General features: G+C 65.6%; 19 protein-coding genes. 5 read left to right on the forward strand and 14 right to left on the reverse strand.

The window, feature by feature from the left end:
* Window positions 1-200 precede the first annotated feature (200 nt).
* The gene (locus tag K410_RS0108000) at window positions 201-1,172 is read right to left on the reverse strand and encodes a bifunctional riboflavin kinase/FAD synthetase (RefSeq protein ID WP_028134366.1); all 972 of its coding nucleotides are present in this window, start codon (window positions 1,170-1,172) and stop codon (window positions 201-203) included.
* A gap of 229 nt (window positions 1,173-1,401) precedes the next feature.
* Between K410_RS0108000 and K410_RS0108005 the strand changes: the two genes are divergently transcribed.
* A complete protein-coding gene (locus K410_RS0108005; RefSeq protein WP_008567674.1) occupies window positions 1,402-1,797 on the forward strand; it encodes a response regulator in 396 nt (131 codons plus the stop codon).
* Between the two features lie 179 nt (window positions 1,798-1,976).
* On the opposite strand, the gene K410_RS0108010 is transcribed toward K410_RS0108005, so the two are convergent.
* Window positions 1,977-2,831, reverse strand: a complete 855-nt coding sequence (locus K410_RS0108010) for a TIGR01459 family HAD-type hydrolase (RefSeq protein WP_028134367.1) — start codon at window positions 2,829-2,831, stop codon at window positions 1,977-1,979.
* 15 nt (window positions 2,832-2,846) lie between these two features.
* The gene (locus tag K410_RS0108015; protein ID WP_028134368.1) at window positions 2,847-4,370 is read right to left on the reverse strand and encodes an EAL domain-containing protein; all 1,524 of its coding nucleotides are present in this window, start codon (window positions 4,368-4,370) and stop codon (window positions 2,847-2,849) included.
* A 272-nt stretch (window positions 4,371-4,642) separates the two neighbouring features.
* Here K410_RS0108015 and K410_RS0108020 point away from each other — a divergent pair, with 272 nt between their 5' ends.
* On the forward strand, window positions 4,643-5,482 hold the full coding sequence (locus K410_RS0108020; RefSeq protein WP_028134369.1) for a class I SAM-dependent methyltransferase: 840 nt from the start codon (window positions 4,643-4,645) through the stop codon (window positions 5,480-5,482).
* A gap of 66 nt (window positions 5,483-5,548) precedes the next feature.
* Here K410_RS0108020 and K410_RS0108025 read toward each other — a convergent pair whose 3' ends face one another.
* From K410_RS0108025 to uvrC, 7 genes are all read right to left on the reverse strand, one after another.
* Window positions 5,549-6,679, reverse strand: coding sequence for a YihY/virulence factor BrkB family protein (locus tag K410_RS0108025; protein WP_028134370.1), 1,131 nt, complete (start codon window positions 6,677-6,679; stop codon window positions 5,549-5,551).
* Entirely contained in the window at window positions 6,679-7,266 is a 588-nt protein-coding gene (locus K410_RS0108030) for a phage holin family protein (protein ID WP_028134371.1), read from the reverse strand. The genes K410_RS0108025 and K410_RS0108030 overlap by 1 nt, the downstream gene beginning before the upstream one ends.
* Window positions 7,267-7,358: 92 nt before the next feature.
* Window positions 7,359-8,318 carry a 50S ribosomal protein L3 N(5)-glutamine methyltransferase gene (gene prmB, locus K410_RS0108035; protein WP_028134372.1) on the reverse strand — a complete coding sequence of 320 codons (960 nt, stop codon included), beginning with the start codon at window positions 8,316-8,318 and terminating at the stop codon, window positions 7,359-7,361.
* Window positions 8,318-8,800: a molybdenum cofactor biosynthesis protein MoaE gene (locus K410_RS0108040; RefSeq protein ID WP_028134373.1), complete on the reverse strand. Its 483-nt coding sequence runs from the start codon at window positions 8,798-8,800 to the stop codon at window positions 8,318-8,320. Before K410_RS0108040 ends, prmB begins: the two co-directional genes overlap by 1 nt.
* Window positions 8,801-8,804: 4 nt before the next feature.
* Window positions 8,805-9,056, reverse strand: a complete 252-nt coding sequence (gene moaD / locus K410_RS0108045; protein WP_028134374.1) for a molybdopterin converting factor subunit 1 — start codon at window positions 9,054-9,056, stop codon at window positions 8,805-8,807.
* On the reverse strand, window positions 9,053-9,670 hold the full coding sequence (gene pgsA / locus K410_RS0108050) for a CDP-diacylglycerol--glycerol-3-phosphate 3-phosphatidyltransferase (protein WP_028134375.1): 618 nt from the start codon (window positions 9,668-9,670) through the stop codon (window positions 9,053-9,055). Before pgsA ends, moaD begins: the two co-directional genes overlap by 4 nt.
* Window positions 9,671-9,778: 108 nt before the next feature.
* A complete protein-coding gene (uvrC, locus tag K410_RS0108055) occupies window positions 9,779-11,839 on the reverse strand; it encodes an excinuclease ABC subunit UvrC (protein WP_028134376.1) in 2,061 nt (686 codons plus the stop codon).
* Between the two features lie 241 nt (window positions 11,840-12,080).
* Between uvrC and K410_RS0108060 the strand changes: the two genes are divergently transcribed.
* Window positions 12,081-12,704, forward strand: a complete 624-nt coding sequence (locus K410_RS0108060) for an outer membrane protein (protein ID WP_028134377.1) — start codon at window positions 12,081-12,083, stop codon at window positions 12,702-12,704.
* 98 nt (window positions 12,705-12,802) lie between these two features.
* Here the strand turns inward: K410_RS0108060 and K410_RS0108065 are convergent, their stop codons facing one another.
* The 4 genes from K410_RS0108065 to K410_RS0108080 form a co-directional block, all read right to left on the reverse strand.
* Window positions 12,803-13,018: a cold-shock protein gene (locus tag K410_RS0108065; protein WP_008544396.1), complete on the reverse strand. Its 216-nt coding sequence runs from the start codon at window positions 13,016-13,018 to the stop codon at window positions 12,803-12,805.
* 266 nt (window positions 13,019-13,284) lie between these two features.
* Window positions 13,285-14,145: a 23S rRNA (adenine(2030)-N(6))-methyltransferase RlmJ gene (locus K410_RS0108070; RefSeq protein ID WP_028134378.1), complete on the reverse strand. Its 861-nt coding sequence runs from the start codon at window positions 14,143-14,145 to the stop codon at window positions 13,285-13,287.
* Between the two features lie 209 nt (window positions 14,146-14,354).
* Entirely contained in the window at window positions 14,355-15,059 is a 705-nt protein-coding gene (locus tag K410_RS0108075; protein ID WP_028134379.1) for a ribonuclease T2 family protein, read from the reverse strand.
* A gap of 118 nt (window positions 15,060-15,177) precedes the next feature.
* Window positions 15,178-15,639: a hypothetical protein gene (locus tag K410_RS0108080; protein ID WP_028134380.1), complete on the reverse strand. Its 462-nt coding sequence runs from the start codon at window positions 15,637-15,639 to the stop codon at window positions 15,178-15,180.
* A 185-nt stretch (window positions 15,640-15,824) separates the two neighbouring features.
* Between K410_RS0108080 and K410_RS0108085 the strand changes: the two genes are divergently transcribed.
* Window positions 15,825-16,124, forward strand: coding sequence for a hypothetical protein (locus tag K410_RS0108085; RefSeq protein ID WP_028134381.1), 300 nt, complete (start codon window positions 15,825-15,827; stop codon window positions 16,122-16,124).
* A gap of 42 nt (window positions 16,125-16,166) precedes the next feature.
* The gene (locus K410_RS0108090; protein ID WP_028134382.1) at window positions 16,167-16,697 is read left to right on the forward strand and encodes a DUF3617 domain-containing protein; all 531 of its coding nucleotides are present in this window, start codon (window positions 16,167-16,169) and stop codon (window positions 16,695-16,697) included.
* Window position 16,698: the final 1 nt, after the last annotated feature.

Here is a 16,698-nt window from a genome sequence, read left to right on the forward strand (position 1 = left end):
GACTGGCTCGGAATGGCGCGGGGACGGATGGCGATGCGGAAATCGCGGGGGTGAAACGACCAAATCCCGGTCTTGCGCCGAGCCGTCAGGCTCAGGCGGAAGCCGGGCCGCTAATCCCTATGATGCGCCGCGCAAACATGGGCTCTCCATAGCAGGGGGCCAAAGGAAGCGCAAAGGTTCGGGAAGGCCGGATTCGGGGCTCAATCGACGGCGCCGAGCCGTGGAAACGCGTCCGGGGCGGCGGCCAGGATGGTACGGGCGCGGGCGGAATCGTCGTCCATCTGGCGGATCAGGGCCTCGATGCCCTCGAACTTCAGCTCCTCGCGGATGAAGCCGATGAAGGCGCAATCCAGCGCCTGCCCGTAGAGATCGCCCTTGAAGTCGAACAGGAAGATTTCCAGCAACGGGGCACCGTTGTCGAAGGTCGGGCGGCGCCCGAAGCTTGCCACTCCGTCCAGCCGCTCGGTGCCGCGGCCGACCCGGACCGCATAAATGCCGTGCTTCAGGCCGCAATTGGCATCGAGGCGGATGTTGGCGGTGGGATAGCCGAGATCGCGGCCCCGCTTCTCGCCATGGATCACCTCGCCGGTGATGAACCAGGGTGCGCCCAGCATGGTGGTGGCCTCATCGAGCTGGCCTTCGGCGAGGGCGATGCGGATCGCGCTGGAGGAGACCGGCCGCTCGTCGATATCGACATGCGGCTGCACGTCGACCTCGATGCCCAGCCGGGGCGCCTCGTTGACCAGCAGGCTCGGCGAGCCGACCCGACCCTTGCCGAAATGGAAGTCGTAACCCACCGCGATCCCGCTGACGCCGAGCCGTCCGATCAGGTCTTGGTGAATGAAATCTTGCGCGCTGGTTCCGGCGCGTGCCTTGTCGAAGGTCATGACCACGGCGCCGGCAAGCCCGGTACCGGCCAGAAGCCGCAGCTTGGCCGGTTCGTCCGTCAGGCGGAATTGCGGGGTGTTGGGGCTGAAGAACCGCCGCGGATGCGGCTCGAAGGTCAGCGCCAGCGCGGGGCGGCCATGGGTCCGGCCCATTTCCAGGGCGGCGGCGATCACGGCGCGGTGACCGAGATGAACCCCGTCGAAATTGCCCATGGCGACCACGGCGCCCCTTGGAATCGCGGAAACGGGCGTGGTGTCGCGGATAACGTTAAAATGCGGGGCCATCAGGGGAATTCTCGAACCGGCGGGACCGGCCGGGACCGTGGCGCGACCGGCCCGATGAAGTCAAGCGGAAGGGGGAGCGCCGAATCCCACGCAATTTCAGTTCTTTCGGGCCGCCCCCAATTAACGCGCTGTTTAACGCCTTGGTGCTAGTCCTTGCATCTGGAGCAGGCGGGCCCCGGCCCGGCAGCTCCGATCGTAATATTCCTGGGTATGCGTTGGGGGAGTCGAGATGGCGGTTGATTTGTCGATGCCGGTTCTGGTGGTGGATGACTACAGCACCATGATCCGCATCATCAGGAATCTGCTGAAGCAGCTTGGCTTCGAGAATATCGATGATGCCAGCGACGGCTCGGCAGCGCTGAACAAGATGCGCGGCAAGAAGTATGGGCTCGTGATCTCCGACTGGAACATGGAGCCGATGACGGGGTACGACCTCTTGCGCGAAGTGCGCGCGGATCCGAACCTCGCCACCACGCCCTTCATCATGATCACGGCGGAATCCAAGACCGAGAACGTGATCGCGGCCAAGAAGGCCGGCGTGAACAACTACATCGTCAAGCCGTTCAACGCGGCGACGCTGAAGACCAAGATCGAGGCGGTGTTCCCGGACATGGCAAGCGCGTAAGCGCGCCGCCCGACCGTAAAGCAACTATCCATTGAGATCGTCATGCCCGGGCTTGTCCCGGCCATCCACGTTTTTGGATCTGCAAAGCAAGTCGTGGATGGCCGGGTCAAGCCCGGCCATGACGGCTTCCAGGGCTCAGCAATTGGTCTAAGCCTACGCCACCAGCGCGGACTTCGCCGTCACCACTTCAATTCGCGCATCAGCGCCTTCGGCGGGTGGCCGAACAATTCCAGCACCGATGCCGGGTCGAGCTGGTCGAGGCCCTCGAACTCCTCGGCATGGATGCCGCGGGTCACGAACAGGCAGTCGATGCCGAATTCGCGCGCGCCGGTTAAGTCGGTGCGGACGGAATCGCCGATCGCCAGCACCTTCTTCCGGTCGATCTGGTGGCCCTGGCGTTCCCCGGCGAGCGCCATGGCGCGCTCGTAGATCGGCCGGTGCGGCTTGCCGTAGAAGATCACCTCGCCGCCGAGCTCGCGATAGAGCTCCGCGATGGCGCCGGCGCAGTAGATCAGCCGGTCGCCGCGTTCCACCACGATGTCGGGGTTGGCGCAGACCAGCGTCAGCTTGCGCTCGCGCGCCTTCAGCATCATGCCGCGATAGTCCTCCGCCGTCTCGGTCTCGTCGTCATAGAGGCCGGTGCAGACAATGTAGTCGGCTTCTTCCAGCGGCGCGGTCTTCGCATCGAGGCCGCGATAGATCGAGTTGTCGCGCTCGGGCCCGAGCCAGAACATTTTGCGGCCGGGATGCTCGGCGACATAGAGCCGGGTCAGGTCGCCCGACGAGACGATCGCGTCGTAGGTCTCGTCGGCAACGCCGAGCTTGCGCAATTGCCGCTGCACGGAATCCGCCGGCCGCGGCGCGTTGGTGATCAGGATCACCGTACCGCCGTGGCTGCGATAGGTATGCAACGCCTCGCAGGCTTCGGGGAAGGATTCGAGGCCGTTATGGACGACGCCCCAGATGTCGCTGAGAACGACCTCCACACCGCCCACGAGCTCGCGCAGGCTTTCGGCGAAATGCAGCGTGGTCATGATAGGTGCGGCCGATCAGATGCGGCGCGCCAGCGCCGCGTTGCCGGTGATGCGTTGTGCCGGAGCAGCGGCCGCGCCAGATGTCGCGCCTTGGCTGGGGGAAGCGGAGCCATTGGTTCCTTGCGTGTCCTGCGCCTGGTTCGGCGCGGCCCCGCCGGTAGCAGATGCCCCTTCCGGCCGCAATGGCCGGGGCGGCGCGAACAGGAAGCCCTGGCCGAACCGCACGTCATAGTCGAGCAGGTCCACGACCGCGCGCTCGCCCTCAATCCTTTCGGCGATCAGGTCGATGCCGAAGCGGCCGAGCAGGTCGGAGAGGTCGGAGGGATGGATGTCCGAGGTCGACGCCCGCCTGGGGTCGAGCAGCAGCGCGGCCGGCACCTTGATGAAGCGCACCCCGCGGTCGGCCAGCTCGCGCGGCTCGATGCGCAGGTCCGTGACGTGGTCCATCGAAAAGCGGAAGCCGCGCTGGGCGAGTGCGGCGAGATTCTCGGTCTCGGTCGGGCCGAGATTGCGGAACGTCGATTGCTTGAACTCCAGCACCAGCGAGGGCGCCAGCGCCCGGTTGGCTTCGAGGAAGTCGAGGCATTGTGCGAAGGTGGTGGAATTGCCGAGCGTGGACGCCGCGACGTTGCAGAACACGCCGACGTCCTTGTTGCGCACCATCAGGCGCCGCAGCACCTGCACACAGCGCAGCATCACCATGTTGTCGATGCGCCCGATGAGCCCGGAAGCCTCCGCGATGCTGATGAACTCCTCCGCTGCGACCAGCTGGTCGCGTTCGTCGCGCAGGCGCGTCACCGCCTCGTAGAACCGCACCTTGCGCTGCGGCAGCGTCACCATCGGCTGGAGGAAGATATCGATGCGGTTCTCGTCGATGGCATTACGCAGCGTCGCCAGCAATTGAGTCTGGTTGCGCCCGGTGGCCGTCTGAATCGGGTTGGAGGCCGGGGGCTGGACCGCCGGCGCCGGCCGCGGCTGCGCCGATGCCGACGGAGGCGGAGGTGCTGCGGCAAGCGGGGGAGGGGCGGCCGGCCGCTCCTCGAACGGCGCAACCAGCTCGATCGGCGCCTCCGGCTCGGACTTGAGCTCGGACTTGATCTCGGAGCTGGCGACCGGGGCGGGCGCCGCCGCGCTGCCGGCCAGCATGTCCTCATGGGCCGACACGGTGGTGGCGAGCTGTCTGACCAATCCGCCGAGCTCGTTGATCTCGCCGACCACCGACTGGATGCGGTCGGAGTTGGTCGAATTGGACGAGGCGATGCGTGCCTCGATCGCGGCCAAGCGGCGGCCGAACTCGGCCACCTGGCGGGCGAGGTCGGCGGTGCCGCGCGACAGATCCGTGATCTGGCCGCCGACGTCGCTGCGGTCACGCAGCCGCATCGACACGGCGTTGTAGAGGATGAGGAAGGTCAGCGCGGTGAGCGCCACGATCGCGGACTCGGTTCCGCTGATGCCGGCGACGGCGTAGAGCACAAGCCCGAGCGAGGCCGCGACCAGAACCATGCAGATGGCGATGAAAATCGTCGAAATGCGAATCATGCCGCGCGTTACGCCTCAAGAGCTGACTGCTTCCCCCGGGAAAACACGGGTCGCGTTCGAACCCGTCGCGGCTCATGCTTCCCCAAGCAATGCATGACCCTAACATCATTGTTGATTCGAGGGGATAGTGACTGTCTGGCGGCCTGCATCAGGCTCGTCGCGGCTCCCATCAGCAAATCAAGGCGTTCTCAGCGCAAAATAACGCTGCTCTCAAGGCCAGCGGACCGCATGCGCCTATCGTCCCGGCGTTTTCAACCACAGGAGATTTGCTCATGTCGACATCCGCAGCCCTCAAACAGCCCGCATCCCAGCCCGATCTTGCCGCCGTCAAGCAGCGCCAGCACGGTGCCTGGTCGTCGGGCGACTATGCCGTTGTCGGCACCACCTTGCAGATCGTCGGCGAACAGCTCTGTGAGGCCATCGACTTGCGCGCCGGCAGCAAGGTGCTGGACGTCGCCGCCGGCAACGGCAACGCGACGCTGGCCGCGGCGCGGCGCTGGTGTGAGGTCACATCCACCGACTATGTGCCGGCGCTGCTCAAGCGCGGCCAGGAGCGTGCGGCGGCGGACCATCTGACGGTCGAATTTCGCGAGGCTGACGCCGAAGCGCTGCCGTTTGCGGACGCGAGCTACGACGTCGTGCTCTCGACCTTCGGCGTGATGTTCACACCGGACCAGGAGAAGGCGGCCTCCGAGCTTGCACGCGTCTGCAAGTCCGGCGGCAAGATCGGCCTTGCCAACTGGACCCCACAGGGTTTCATTGGCCAGCTGTTCAGGACCATCGGCAAGCACCTGCCGCCGCCAGCCGGGGTGAAGTCTCCGGCGCTATGGGGCACGCCGGCGCGGCTCGAGGAGATGTTCAAAAGCCAGGCCTCGGATATTTCGGCCGAGCCGCGCATGTTCGTGTTCCGCTATCGCTCGCCCGAGCACTGGCTCGACGTCTTCAAGACCTTCTACGGGCCGACGCTGAAGGCGTTTGCCGCGCTCGACGAGAGCGGGCAGGCGGCGCTGAGGCGCGATCTCCTGGCGCTGCTCGGCGAGTTCAACCATGCCGACGACGGCACCATCGTCGTGCACAGCGAATATCTGGAAGCCGTCATCACCAAGCGTTGAGATGCCGCTCGATCGGGCCGGGTGAGTTCCGGTCCGATCTTCGTCATTGGCTAACATGGCGCGGCGTCAGGCCGGCGCGGCGGCGCCGACGGTGTCGGCCGAGACCGCATCGCGGGTGCCGAGCGGCTTGGGCTGCCCCTCGGTGGTGTCCCTCAGCGTCTGCCGCTCGATCTCCGAATTCAGCTCGGCGCCGAACATGATGACGATGGCCGACATCCACATCCACGTCATCAGGCCGATCGCGGCGCCGAGAGAGCCATAGGTCGCGTTGTAATTGGCGAATTCGGAGAGATACCAGGACAGCAGTGCCGAACCGGCGATCCAGAGCAGGGCGGCGGTCACCGCGCCGAGGCTCAGCCATTGCCAGCGCGGTGCATCGCGGCTGGGCGCGAAGCGGTAGAGGATCGCGAGCGCGACCAGCAGGACGAGGAACATGAGCGGCCATCGTGCCAGTGCCACGATCAGCTTGCTTTCGGGCGCCAAGCCGAGATGATTGAGTGCCAGCGGGAAGGCGACGACAACCCCCACCATCACCAGCAGCGCAACGATGCCGCCGATCGTGAACGCGAGCGACACCGTGTTGAGCTTGATGAAGCTGCGCTTCTCACGCTCCTCATAGGCCACGTTGAGGGCATCGAAGATCGCCTTGACCCCGGCATTGGCGCTCCAGATCGCCAGCAGGAGGCCGAACAGGAAAGTGGCGCCCAGCGTGGTATTGCCGTTCGAGACCACGCGCGCCACCTGGTCCTCGACGATCTGGAAGGAACCCTCGGGCAGCATGGTCGCCAGCGTCTGCAGGTTGGCGCTGATCGTGGCGGGATCGGCGAACAGGCCGTAAGAGGACACCAGCGCCGTGACCGCCGGAAAGATCGCGAGCAGCCCGAAGAAGACGACGCCGCCCGCGGTCGCGAGCAGGCGGTCCTCGTCGATGCGCTGATAGGTCCGCCAGAAGATGTCCTTCCAGCCGGCCCACGGGATCGAGAACGGGCTCTTCGCATGGCGGCCGTGCCCGGGCTGCACGGCCGCGCGCGCCGGATGTGTCTCCGGTGAATTCGCCTCGCCTTTGCGGTGGTCTTGCGGAGGGCCCGACCCGACCAGGCCCGAGCCCTGGAAGTAGCGCTCCGCCGTCAGCACGAACACGGCTGTTGCCGCCACCAGCAGCCAGGAATCGATCTGCTCGGAGCGCCGCAGCAGCATCAAGCGTCCAATCGATGACCGTGCCGCCTGCGGCGCGCCGCCGTATACCCCGCCAGTCCAATCGCCGCGAGCATCAGGCCAAGCTGCACGGGTCGGTTGGTGCGAACCGGCCAGGCTCCTGCGCCATGGCGGCGCTCGCCCGGCGCCAGCGGTGCAAGGGGAATCGTGGTCGCGACCTCTTTCACGGCCTCCTTGACCGTTCCGCGGGGAATCCGCGGGGTCGCAATGGCAACGCGCAACCGGCTGGCAAGCGGCACGATCGGCTTGGTCTTGCGCTTCGTCTGCGCCATCGCCACGCCGGCGCAGACCGCCGCCAGCACCAGCAGCACGCCCGCGACGACACCGAAACCCCAGAACTGCCCGTAGCTGATGGCGACCCAGCGGTACAAGGCGATCAGGCCGACGAAGAACGCCGCCATGACGAACAGGCCCGCGGCCGCGAACAGCCCGCCGGCCACGGCGTAAGACGTCACCTTGCCGGTGGCCTGGCTGGTCTGGTCGCGCAGATAGGATTGCGCGGCGCGTTTGACGTGATTGAGCTTCAGCGCCATGCCGGCGCGCAGCAATTCGCCCGATGGCGCGAGCATCTGGACATCCTCCGAGAGCGGCAAAATTCGTTCGGAGGATGAACGTGGCCGAATTTGACTTGTTCCGACCGCGCTCCGTTCGCCGCGATGAATCAGCCGAGATCGGCGGCCGCGATCCAGAACACCTCGCCCTCGGACTCCTCGGTGTCGAGCCAGAGCAGCGGCAGGTTCGGGAAAACCTCGTCGACCAGGTCCCGGCCGCGGCCGATCTCGCAGAGCAGCCCGCCATCCGGCGTCAGGTGATCGGGCGCCTCGCGCAGGATGCGGCGCACCACGTCAAGGCCGTCGGCGCCGCCGTCGAAGGCGAGCTTGGGCTCGGCCCGGCATTCCGGCGGCAGCGCGGCCATGCCTTCGGCATCGACGTAAGGCGGGTTGGTGATGATCAGATCGTACCTGCTGTCACCGAGGGGAGCGAACAGGTCGCCGCGATAGAGGCTGATCCGCTCCTCGAGCCCGTAGTCGCCGACATTGCGGGCGGCGACTTCGAGCGCGCCCTTGGAGATGTCGACGGCATCGACAAACGCGTTCGGGAAATGATGCGCGGCGAGGATGGCGAGGCAGCCCGACCCCGTGCAGAGATCGAGCACGCGCCCGACGGCGGTGGGATCGTCGATCAGCGATCCGGCCTCGCCGTCGCCGCCGAAATGCGAATCCAGGAGCTCGCCGATGAAGGAGCGCGGAACGATGACGCGCTCGTCGACATAGAAGGGCAGGCCGCGCATGTAGATCTTGTTGACGAGATAGGCGGCCGGTTTGCGCGTGGTCACGCGCTGGTGGATCAGATCGAGGACGGTCTTGCTTTCCGCGGCCGTGACGCGCGCGTTGGCGAAGCTCTCGAGCTGTTCGGGATGCAGATGCAGCGCCTCGCAGACCAGAAAGGCGGCTTCGGCGACCGGATCCGTCGTGCCGTGGGCAAAAGCGAGCTTGGCCTCGTTGAAGCGGCTCACCGCGTAGCGGACGAAATCGAGCAGCGTGAGCAGCTCGCCGCGCCCCACCTTCGCGAGCTTTGGCGCGGCGCGCCCGCGCGCGGTCTTCTTGGATGCTCTTGCCATCAGGATTTGGTCCAGCGTGCGGCGGCTTCGTCGTCACGGGCCTGGGCTTCGACCCAGCCGGTGCCGGTCGCGCTCTCTTCCTTCTTCCAGAACGGCGCGTTGGTCTTGAGGTAATCCATCAGGAACTCGGCCGCCTGGAACGCGGCCTGGCGATGCTGCGAGGCGGTCAGCACCAGCACGATGTTCTGGCCCGGCATGAAGCGGCCGACGCGGTGGATCACCGTGACGCCGTTGAGCGGCCAGCGCGAAACAGCTTCGTCGGCATGACGCCTGATCTCTTCCTCGGCCATGCCGGGATAATGCTCGAGCGTCAGCGCCGCGACCTTGGCGCTGTCGTCGTCGGCGCGGCAGATGCCGGAGAAGCTCACGACCGCACCGATGTCGGTGCGGCTCCGGGTCAGGGCCGCGATCTCGCGGGCGATGTCGAAATCGTCTTCCTGAATCCGGATGGTGACGGGGCAGGTGGCGACAGCGGAGGTCATGGGCCTAGCCGCCGGTCATCGGCGGGAAGAACGCGATCTCCCGGGCGCCGGCGATCGCGGCGTCCGACTTGACGTGGGCGTGGTCGATGGCGGCGCGGATCACCTTCGGCTTCTCGAATGCGTAGGCATAAGCCTCGCTCTGGCCGGACAGCCAGGCGATCAGCTCCTCGACGGTGCGCACGGTCGGCGGCGGCTCGACGATCTCCTCCGCCTTGCCGACGCGCTCGCGCACCCAGGCAAAATACTTCACCTTCATCCCTCGTCCTCCTTGATGAGGTGATGGATGCCGGCGCGGAAATAATCGTAGCCGGTGTAGATGGTCACGATCGCGGAGGCCCACAGCAGCGCCAAGCCGATCATCGAGACCACGGGCACCACCTCGTCGCCGGCAGGTCCGGCGAGCAGGAAGCCGATCGCGACGAGCTGGACCGTGGTCTTCCACTTCGCAAGCTTGGTCACGGGCACGCTGACGCGGAGCGCGGCGAGATATTCGCGCAGGCCCGAGACCAGGATCTCGCGGCACAGGATCACGATGGCGGCCCACAGCGACCAGCCATGGATGATGCCGTCGGCGGCCAGCATCAAGAGGCAGGAGGCGACCAGCAGCTTGTCGGCGATCGGGTCCAGCATCCGGCCGAAGGCCGATTGCTGATTCCAGATCCGCGCATAATAGCCGTCAAGGTAATCGGTGACCGCGGCCGCGATGAAGAGGGCGACCGCGACCCAGCGCAGCCACAGCGGCTGATCCAGAATCGACTGCGCATAGATGCACCCGACCACGACCGGGATCGCGGCGATCCGGCCATAGGTCAGGAGATTGGGGAGGGACATCGCGCGGCTGGTGGTCCCTCGTGTCGTGGCGATGTTCATCCGTCCTACCAATACCGCTGCAGCCTGAAGGTCAACCGTTCCGCTCCCCAGATGGGGCGCGGGATGCGACGACCATATGACCGAGGCTACCTTTGGGTCCCCTTTAGTTCATCCCGGCTGGGGATGGAAATACTCGAAAATCCTGCGGGCGCTCTCGGCGCTCACCCCTGGAACCTTGCCGAGATCGGCGATCGAAGCGCGCTCGATCTCCTTCAGGGTCCCGAAATGATGCAGCAAGGCACGTTTGCGTGACGGACCGATGCCCGGAATCTCCTGCAAACCGGCCTCGCGGATGTCCTTCTTGCGCAGCTTGCGGTGCGAGCCGATGACGAAGCGGTGGGCCTCGTCGCGCAGGCGCTGGATGAAATAGAGCACGGGGTCGCGCGGCTCCAGCTTGATGGCCTCGCGTTCCGGCATGAACAAGGTCTCGCGGCCGGCATCCCGGTCCGGACCCTTGGCGACCGACATCAGCGACACCTGGCTCAGGCCGAGATTGGTGAAGATCTCGCGGACGGCGTTGAGCTGGCCGCGGCCGCCGTCGATGATGACGAGGTCGGGCCATTGCGGAAAATCGTCGTCCTTGGCCTTGGTGCCGGCATCCTCCGGCGGATTGATCAGGCGCTTGAAGCGCCGCTCCAGCACCTCGCGCATCATGGCGAAGTCGTCGCCGGGCGTGATCCCTTCCGACTTGATGTTGAACTTGCGGTACTGGTTCTTCACGAAGCCGTCGGGGCCGGCGACGATCATGGCGCCGACCGCATTGGTGCCCTGGATATGGCTGTTGTCGTAGACCTCGATGCGCTTCGGGACATGGGGCAGGCTCAGCGTCGCGGCCATGGCCTCCAGCAGCCGGCTTTGCGTGGCGGTGTCGGCGAGCTTGCGGCCGAGCGCCTCGCGCGCATTGGTCAGGGCGTGGATGACCAGCTCCTTCTTCTCGCCGCGCTTGGGCGCGGTGACCTCGACCTTGTGGCCGGCCTTGATCGCCAGCGCATTGGCGAGCAGCTCGCTCTCCTCGATCTCGTGCGAGAGCAGGATGTTCCTGGGCGGCGGCTTGTCGTCGTAGAACTGCGCGAGGAAGGAGCCGAGCACCTCTTCGGGGGTGAACGACTTCTCCGCGCGCGGAAAATAGGCGCGGTTGCCCCAGTTCTGGCCGGTGCGGAAGAAGAACACCTCGACGCAGGAGAACCCGCCCTCCTGGTGGATGGCGAACACGTCGGCTTCCTCGACCGTGCGCGGATTAATGCCCTGCTGCGACTGGATCGCCGAGAGTGCAGCGAGGCGGTCGCGGTAGAGCGCGGCGCGCTCGAACTCGAGCTCACCCGCCGCCTTCTCCATCTCGCCGGCGAGCTCCTGCTTCACGGCGTGGCTCTTGCCGGACAGGAAGTCGCTCGCCTCGCGCACCAGCGTCGTGTAGCCGCCGAAGTCGATCTCGCGGGTGCAGGGGCCGGCGCAGCGGCGGATCTGGTACAGCAGGCAGGGCCGGGTTCGGCTCTCGAAGAAGGAATCGGTGCAGGAGCGGATCAGGAACGCGCGCTGCAGCGCCGTGATGGTGCGGTTGACCGCCCCGGCGGAGGCGAACGGACCGAAATAGCGTCCGGGCCGGCTCTGCGCGCCGCGATGTTTCAGGATCTGCGGCGCCCAATGATCGCCGGTGATCAGGATATAGGGAAACGACTTGTCGTCGCGCAGCTGCACGTTGAAACGCGGCCGCAGCTGCTTGATGAGATTGGCTTCCAGCAGCAGCGCTTCGGTCTCGGTGTTGGTCGAGACGATCTCCACCGTCACGGTGGCGGCGATCATGCGCAGGATGCGCGCCGGCTGCGGCGCGCTCTGACGCGCATAGCTCGACAGGCGTTTCTTGACGTTCTTGGCCTTGCCGACATAGAGCACGTCGGCATTGGCGTTGAGCATGCGATAGACGCCGGGCGAGGTCGGGGCGAGGCGGACCGCGCGCTCGATCGCCTCATGGCCGGTCGCCAGCGGCTCCTCGCCGACCGCACCGCTCTCCTCCAGGATATCAGGCAGCCGCGAATCATCCTCGTCGTCGCCGCCCGGGGCGGCGGGATCGACGTCCGGCGCCGTCAACGTCTCCGGCGGCACGTCGCTCGCCGCAGCGCGCGGCAGTTTGCGCGCGCGTTCGTCCGGATTGTCGGTGGAATCGTGAACCATGGGGCGAATCTAGGCGCTCGGGGTGCCGATTTGAAGTTCCGGCCGTGCGGCACGCACAGGACGGCGGCGGTAACGCTTCCTTAAGTCTGTTAACAGCGCGGTAACCCGGCTTAACAGCCCTTTAAGCTAAAACTCTCGATAAATCCTACGCGAAAAAGTGGTGGTTCCGTAACCATGCGGTTTGCCTCGCGCGGCAAGCGCAGGCGCCGCAGCGGCGACGGCAGTTGCGTTGGAGTGTGTGATGAAGAGGCTCGTTGTGGGCGCGGCCACGTTGGTTGCAGCCGGCTGGACAGCTTCGGCAGAGGCCGCCGATCTCAATTACGGGCAGCGCGCCCCCTATACCGTCAACCAGCCGCTCAATGCCTATAGCTGGGCGGGTCCCTATCTCGGCGGCAACATCGGCTACGAATGGGGCTCGGTCGACAACAATCCCTCGAAGCCGTCGGGCTTCGTCGGCGGCGTGCAGGCCGGCTACAATTTCCAGAACGGCCCTTGGGTGTTCGGTGTCGAGGGCGATATCCAGGCCAGCGGTGCCGACGACACTTTCGCGCCGTGGAAGTTCTCCAATCCGTGGTTCGGCACATTGCGCGGCCGCGCCGGCTATGCCTTCAACAACGTGCTGTTCTACGGCACCGCGGGCCTTGCGTTCGGCGAGCTGCGTGGACAGACCTTCGGCTGGGCGGAATCGCACACCACCGCAGGCTGGACCATCGGCGGCGGCGCGGAAGTCGGCCTCACTTCGAACTGGAGCGCCAAGCTCGAATATCTCTACATCGACCTGTCGACCAGCCAGTTCGCGATTACGGGGGTGTCAAACGGCTATAGCGCCAGCGTCGTTCGCGCAGGCGTGAACTATCGCTTCTGATAGCTGAAGAAGAAAATACCGGACAACACCTTCCCGGCCGCTCGCGGCCGGGATTTTTTTGCACGAAATATTGCGCGGCGTGCTTTGCGTCAGGCCCGCTAGGAGAGGATGACCAGGTTGACCGCCTTCGGCCCCTTCCCCTTCTTGTCCGGTTCGACTTCGAAAGTAATGCGCTGTCCTTCCGCAAGGTCCTTCAGTCCGGCCCGCTCCACAGCAGTAATGTGCACGAAGACGTCGCGGCCGCCGTCGTCAGGCTTGATGAAACCGTAGCCGCGTTCGCCGTTGAAAAACTTGACCGTTCCCGTCATGGCCATCGGGAAACTCCCCCTCATTGCTCCTCCGCCGCGACGCAGACTCACGTCGCGACATGACCGGGCCTTACGAAGCCCGGGAGAGCTGGCCATCCTTGGGCGGACCCTGACGGTCCGGCCGGATCTTTCTTAGGCCTTCACTCCGCCGCAACCATTCGCGGAAGCGGAACGTAAAGCCAGTCACAGAAACAGCATAATACGGTTCTCTGCGGATTGACTACCGCTCCTGCATATTTTTCCCAAGAATGCCGGAGTGTTACGGCTTTGATTTAGGGCTTGGGTACCTCCAATCGGAATCTGGCAGCGCCGCCTTGGCCGAGCGGCATTTCCAGCTCGGGCAGGATGGTCTTGAGCTCGCCCTGCAGCGTGTAGGGCGGGTTGACGATCAGCAGCCCGGCGGAGGAAAGAGCCCCGCCATCGAGCTGGGGCGCGACGCTGAATTCGAGGCGCAGGCATTTTCCGGGTGGTTTTGCTGCGGCTGCGAGCCGTGCCACTGTCTGGGCCAGCGTGTCGGTGGCACGCCGGCTCTTGGCCGGATACCAGATGACATAGATACCGGTCGGCCATTTCGCGAAGGCGGCGGAGAAGGCTTCGCCCAACCGCTCGAACTCGTCCTTGGCCTCGAACGGCGGATCGATCAGCACAAGGCCGCGCCGCTCTTTGGGCGGCACGAAGGCCGGCAGTGCCACCCAGCCGTCGAGGTCGACCACGCGGGCCTGTTCGTCGCGGCGCAGCACGCCGATCAGCGCTTTCCGCGCCTTCGGCTCGAGCTCGCAGGCCACCAGCCGGTCCTGCGGCCTGAGCAGGCCGCGCGCGATCAGCGGCGAGCCCGGATAGGCCTTGAGCTCCCCCTTCGGATTGTAGGCGCGCACGATGTCGAGATAAGGCTTGGTCAGCGCCGCGCTCTCGTTCGACAAACGGGCCTGCATCAGCCGCGCGATGCCGGTGAGCCATTCGCCGCTCCGGCGCGCCTCGTCGCCGTCGAGATCGTAGAGGCCGGCTCCGGCATGGGTATCGATGACGCGGAACGGACCCGGCTTGTCCTGCAGATAGGTGATGATGCGAGCCAGCACGATGTGCTTGATGACATCGGCGAAGTTGCCGGCGTGGAAGGCGTGGCGGTAGTTCATGCAACAGCACTACGCCACGCGAGCGCTTGAGCAAAGAGGCGCAATCATGTGTCCCGGATGCGTCGCAGCGTGCAGCGCTGCGACGCTGAGCCGGGACCCAGGGCGACGGAGGCTATTGCAGCATGGACCCCGGCTCTGCAGCGCACCGCCGAAGTGGCGCTGCGCCGCGTCCAGGGCACGAGATAAGGGTGCTGCGTGCAATAATGGGATCAACCACCTCTGATCGGCGGCATCGTCACCTGCTCGCGGCGGCAGGCGCGGCGGTCGGTTTCCTCGCAGGCGCGGAATTGCAGGTCCTTGCTGAGGCAGATGCGGACCTCGGAGAGCCTGGTCCGGTTGCAGGTGACGGAGACGGCGGCATTGCTGAGACCGGGGTTGGCCTTGATGAAGGCCTCCTCGACCTCCGCCGGCGCCACGGTCTTGGCCTGCGACAGATCGAGATATTCGGCCGGGATCTTGATCGCGGCGCGCGCTTTGCGGATCGTCTCGAAATAGCTGCGGCCCTCGAGCCCCGAGCAGGTGCCGTGCTTATCCCATTCGTTGAAGATCAGGCCCGTCGCCGGCATCAGGTCGAGCATCGAGGAGACGATGTTGCGATTCAGCCGCGGTGCCGGGCGCTGACAATATTCCGGGAAGCCGGCTTCATATTGCGGCCACAGCCCATGCACCACGAACGCATAGGGCCGTCCGCCGCACTGCATCTGGGAACGGCCGCCGCGCTCGGCCGCTTCCTCGCAGAACGAGGGCGACCACGACAGCGCCAGCACATAGAAATCGAACTCGCCCGGTGCGTTCTGCCGCTTGTCCTGGGCCATGGCGTCACCGGCGAACGAGGCCAGGCCGGCGGCCAGGATCAGGGAAAGGGCCAGCGAGATCACCAGGCGAGAGAAGGAATGCAATCCGGGATGAAACATGGCAACGCCCCTCAACTAGACTGTGCAAGGAAGCCTAGCAGGCGACAAGAACATTTCAAGAACAAAATTCCGGCGACCGCCGTTTGACCGCTGGTGGCCGACGCAGGGCGCCTCGGACTCAAGGCCTGGCAGCGCGGCAGGCCGGATTGTAAGCCCAGTTGCGGTCGAGCCCGACCACGCACCATTCGACGCCGCTGCCGTAGCCGGCGAATCCACCATCCTCGATGAGCGAGTAGTGCACCTTGCGCACCTTGCCGTCGGTGAGCATGGCGTCAGCGCTGCAATAGCGGCGCGGGATGTTGTCGGACTGCCAGGGCCGGAACGCGGTCTCGTGAACGGCGGAGAAGCCGGTGATCTTCAACGAGGAATTCCAGAACGTGCTTTCCTTTTCCCAGAACTGGGTCGCGATCGTCGGCAGCGCCCGGTCGCAACCGGCGACGGCGCCGTCATAGCGCGGTCCGCTCAGCCAGAAATTCATCTCCAGCGGATTGGCGGCCCTGGCCTCGCCGAGCGACACCGCCCCGAGCATGAGGCCGAGCACGGCGGCATAGCGGAATGATTTCAGGGAGGGGGCGCGCATGGATAATCCGGACAGCTAAGGTCTTACGAAGGTCGGACGGTGCCGCGAAGGCCAGGGGAGGTCAAGTGCAGCGCGGCAACACTTCGCCAGGACTTGACCACAACGTCGCGGTCGGCACGGCTTCGGTTCTTTCCACTTCCATCCCGGCACCGTAGACTGGAGGCCAGCCAATTGGAGTGACGGGAATGCGAATCATTGCGGCCGCGGGTCTTCTCGCCAGCCTGGTTGCCTCGGGTATGACGGCGAGCCAGTCGGCGCGTGCCGACTATGTGCCGCCGTTCAAGGGCAACGACACCGGCGGCATCATTGCCTATTCGATGGCCACCCAGGTCGATGCCCGGCAGGTCGCGGTCGATCACTGCGCGCGCTACGGCAAGGTGGTCAAATTCCTGGGCGTGCAGGCTTATGAGGGCGGCTACATCTCGTTCTCCTGCCGCTGGGTGCCCTACGGCGCCGCCGAGCAGCCGATCCGCACGCTCTACTGAGGCGTTGTCGTAACGCCGCAATCTCTCAAGTTGGGAGACCCCATGACGCGCAAACTCGCTTTGCTCGGCTCGATGCTTTGCCTCGCGGTGACGGCGGGCAGGGCCAGTGCCGACGATCTGCCGGTGCGGAAGGCCGGCCTCTGGGAAATGAAGCTGGCCACATCAGGCTCGCCCGTGCCTGAGATGACCATGCAGCACTGCACCGACGAGACCGTCGACAAGGAGATGAGCAACAACGTCTCCCCGATGGCCAAGCAGATCTGCTCCAAGCAGGAGATCAAGAAGACCGCCACCGGCTATGTCAGCGATTCCGAGTGCAGCGTCGCCGGCGTCAACACCACCTCGCACGCCGAGATCACGGGCGATTTCAACTCGGCCTACACGGTGAAGACGACATCGCATGCGAAAGGCGGCGTCGCCGGCGTTGCGGGACGCGATACGACGATGACACTGCAAGCAAAATGGCTGGGGGCGTGCAAGCCGGACCAGAAGCCCGGCGACATCGTGATGCCCGGCGGCTTCAAGATGAACGTGCGCGACATGGACAAGCTGAAGGCGCTGCTGCCGAAGTAGG

It is taken from the genome of Bradyrhizobium sp. 22 (assembly GCF_000482425.1).
GTDB lineage: Bacteria > Pseudomonadota > Alphaproteobacteria > Rhizobiales > Xanthobacteraceae > Bradyrhizobium > Bradyrhizobium japonicum_B.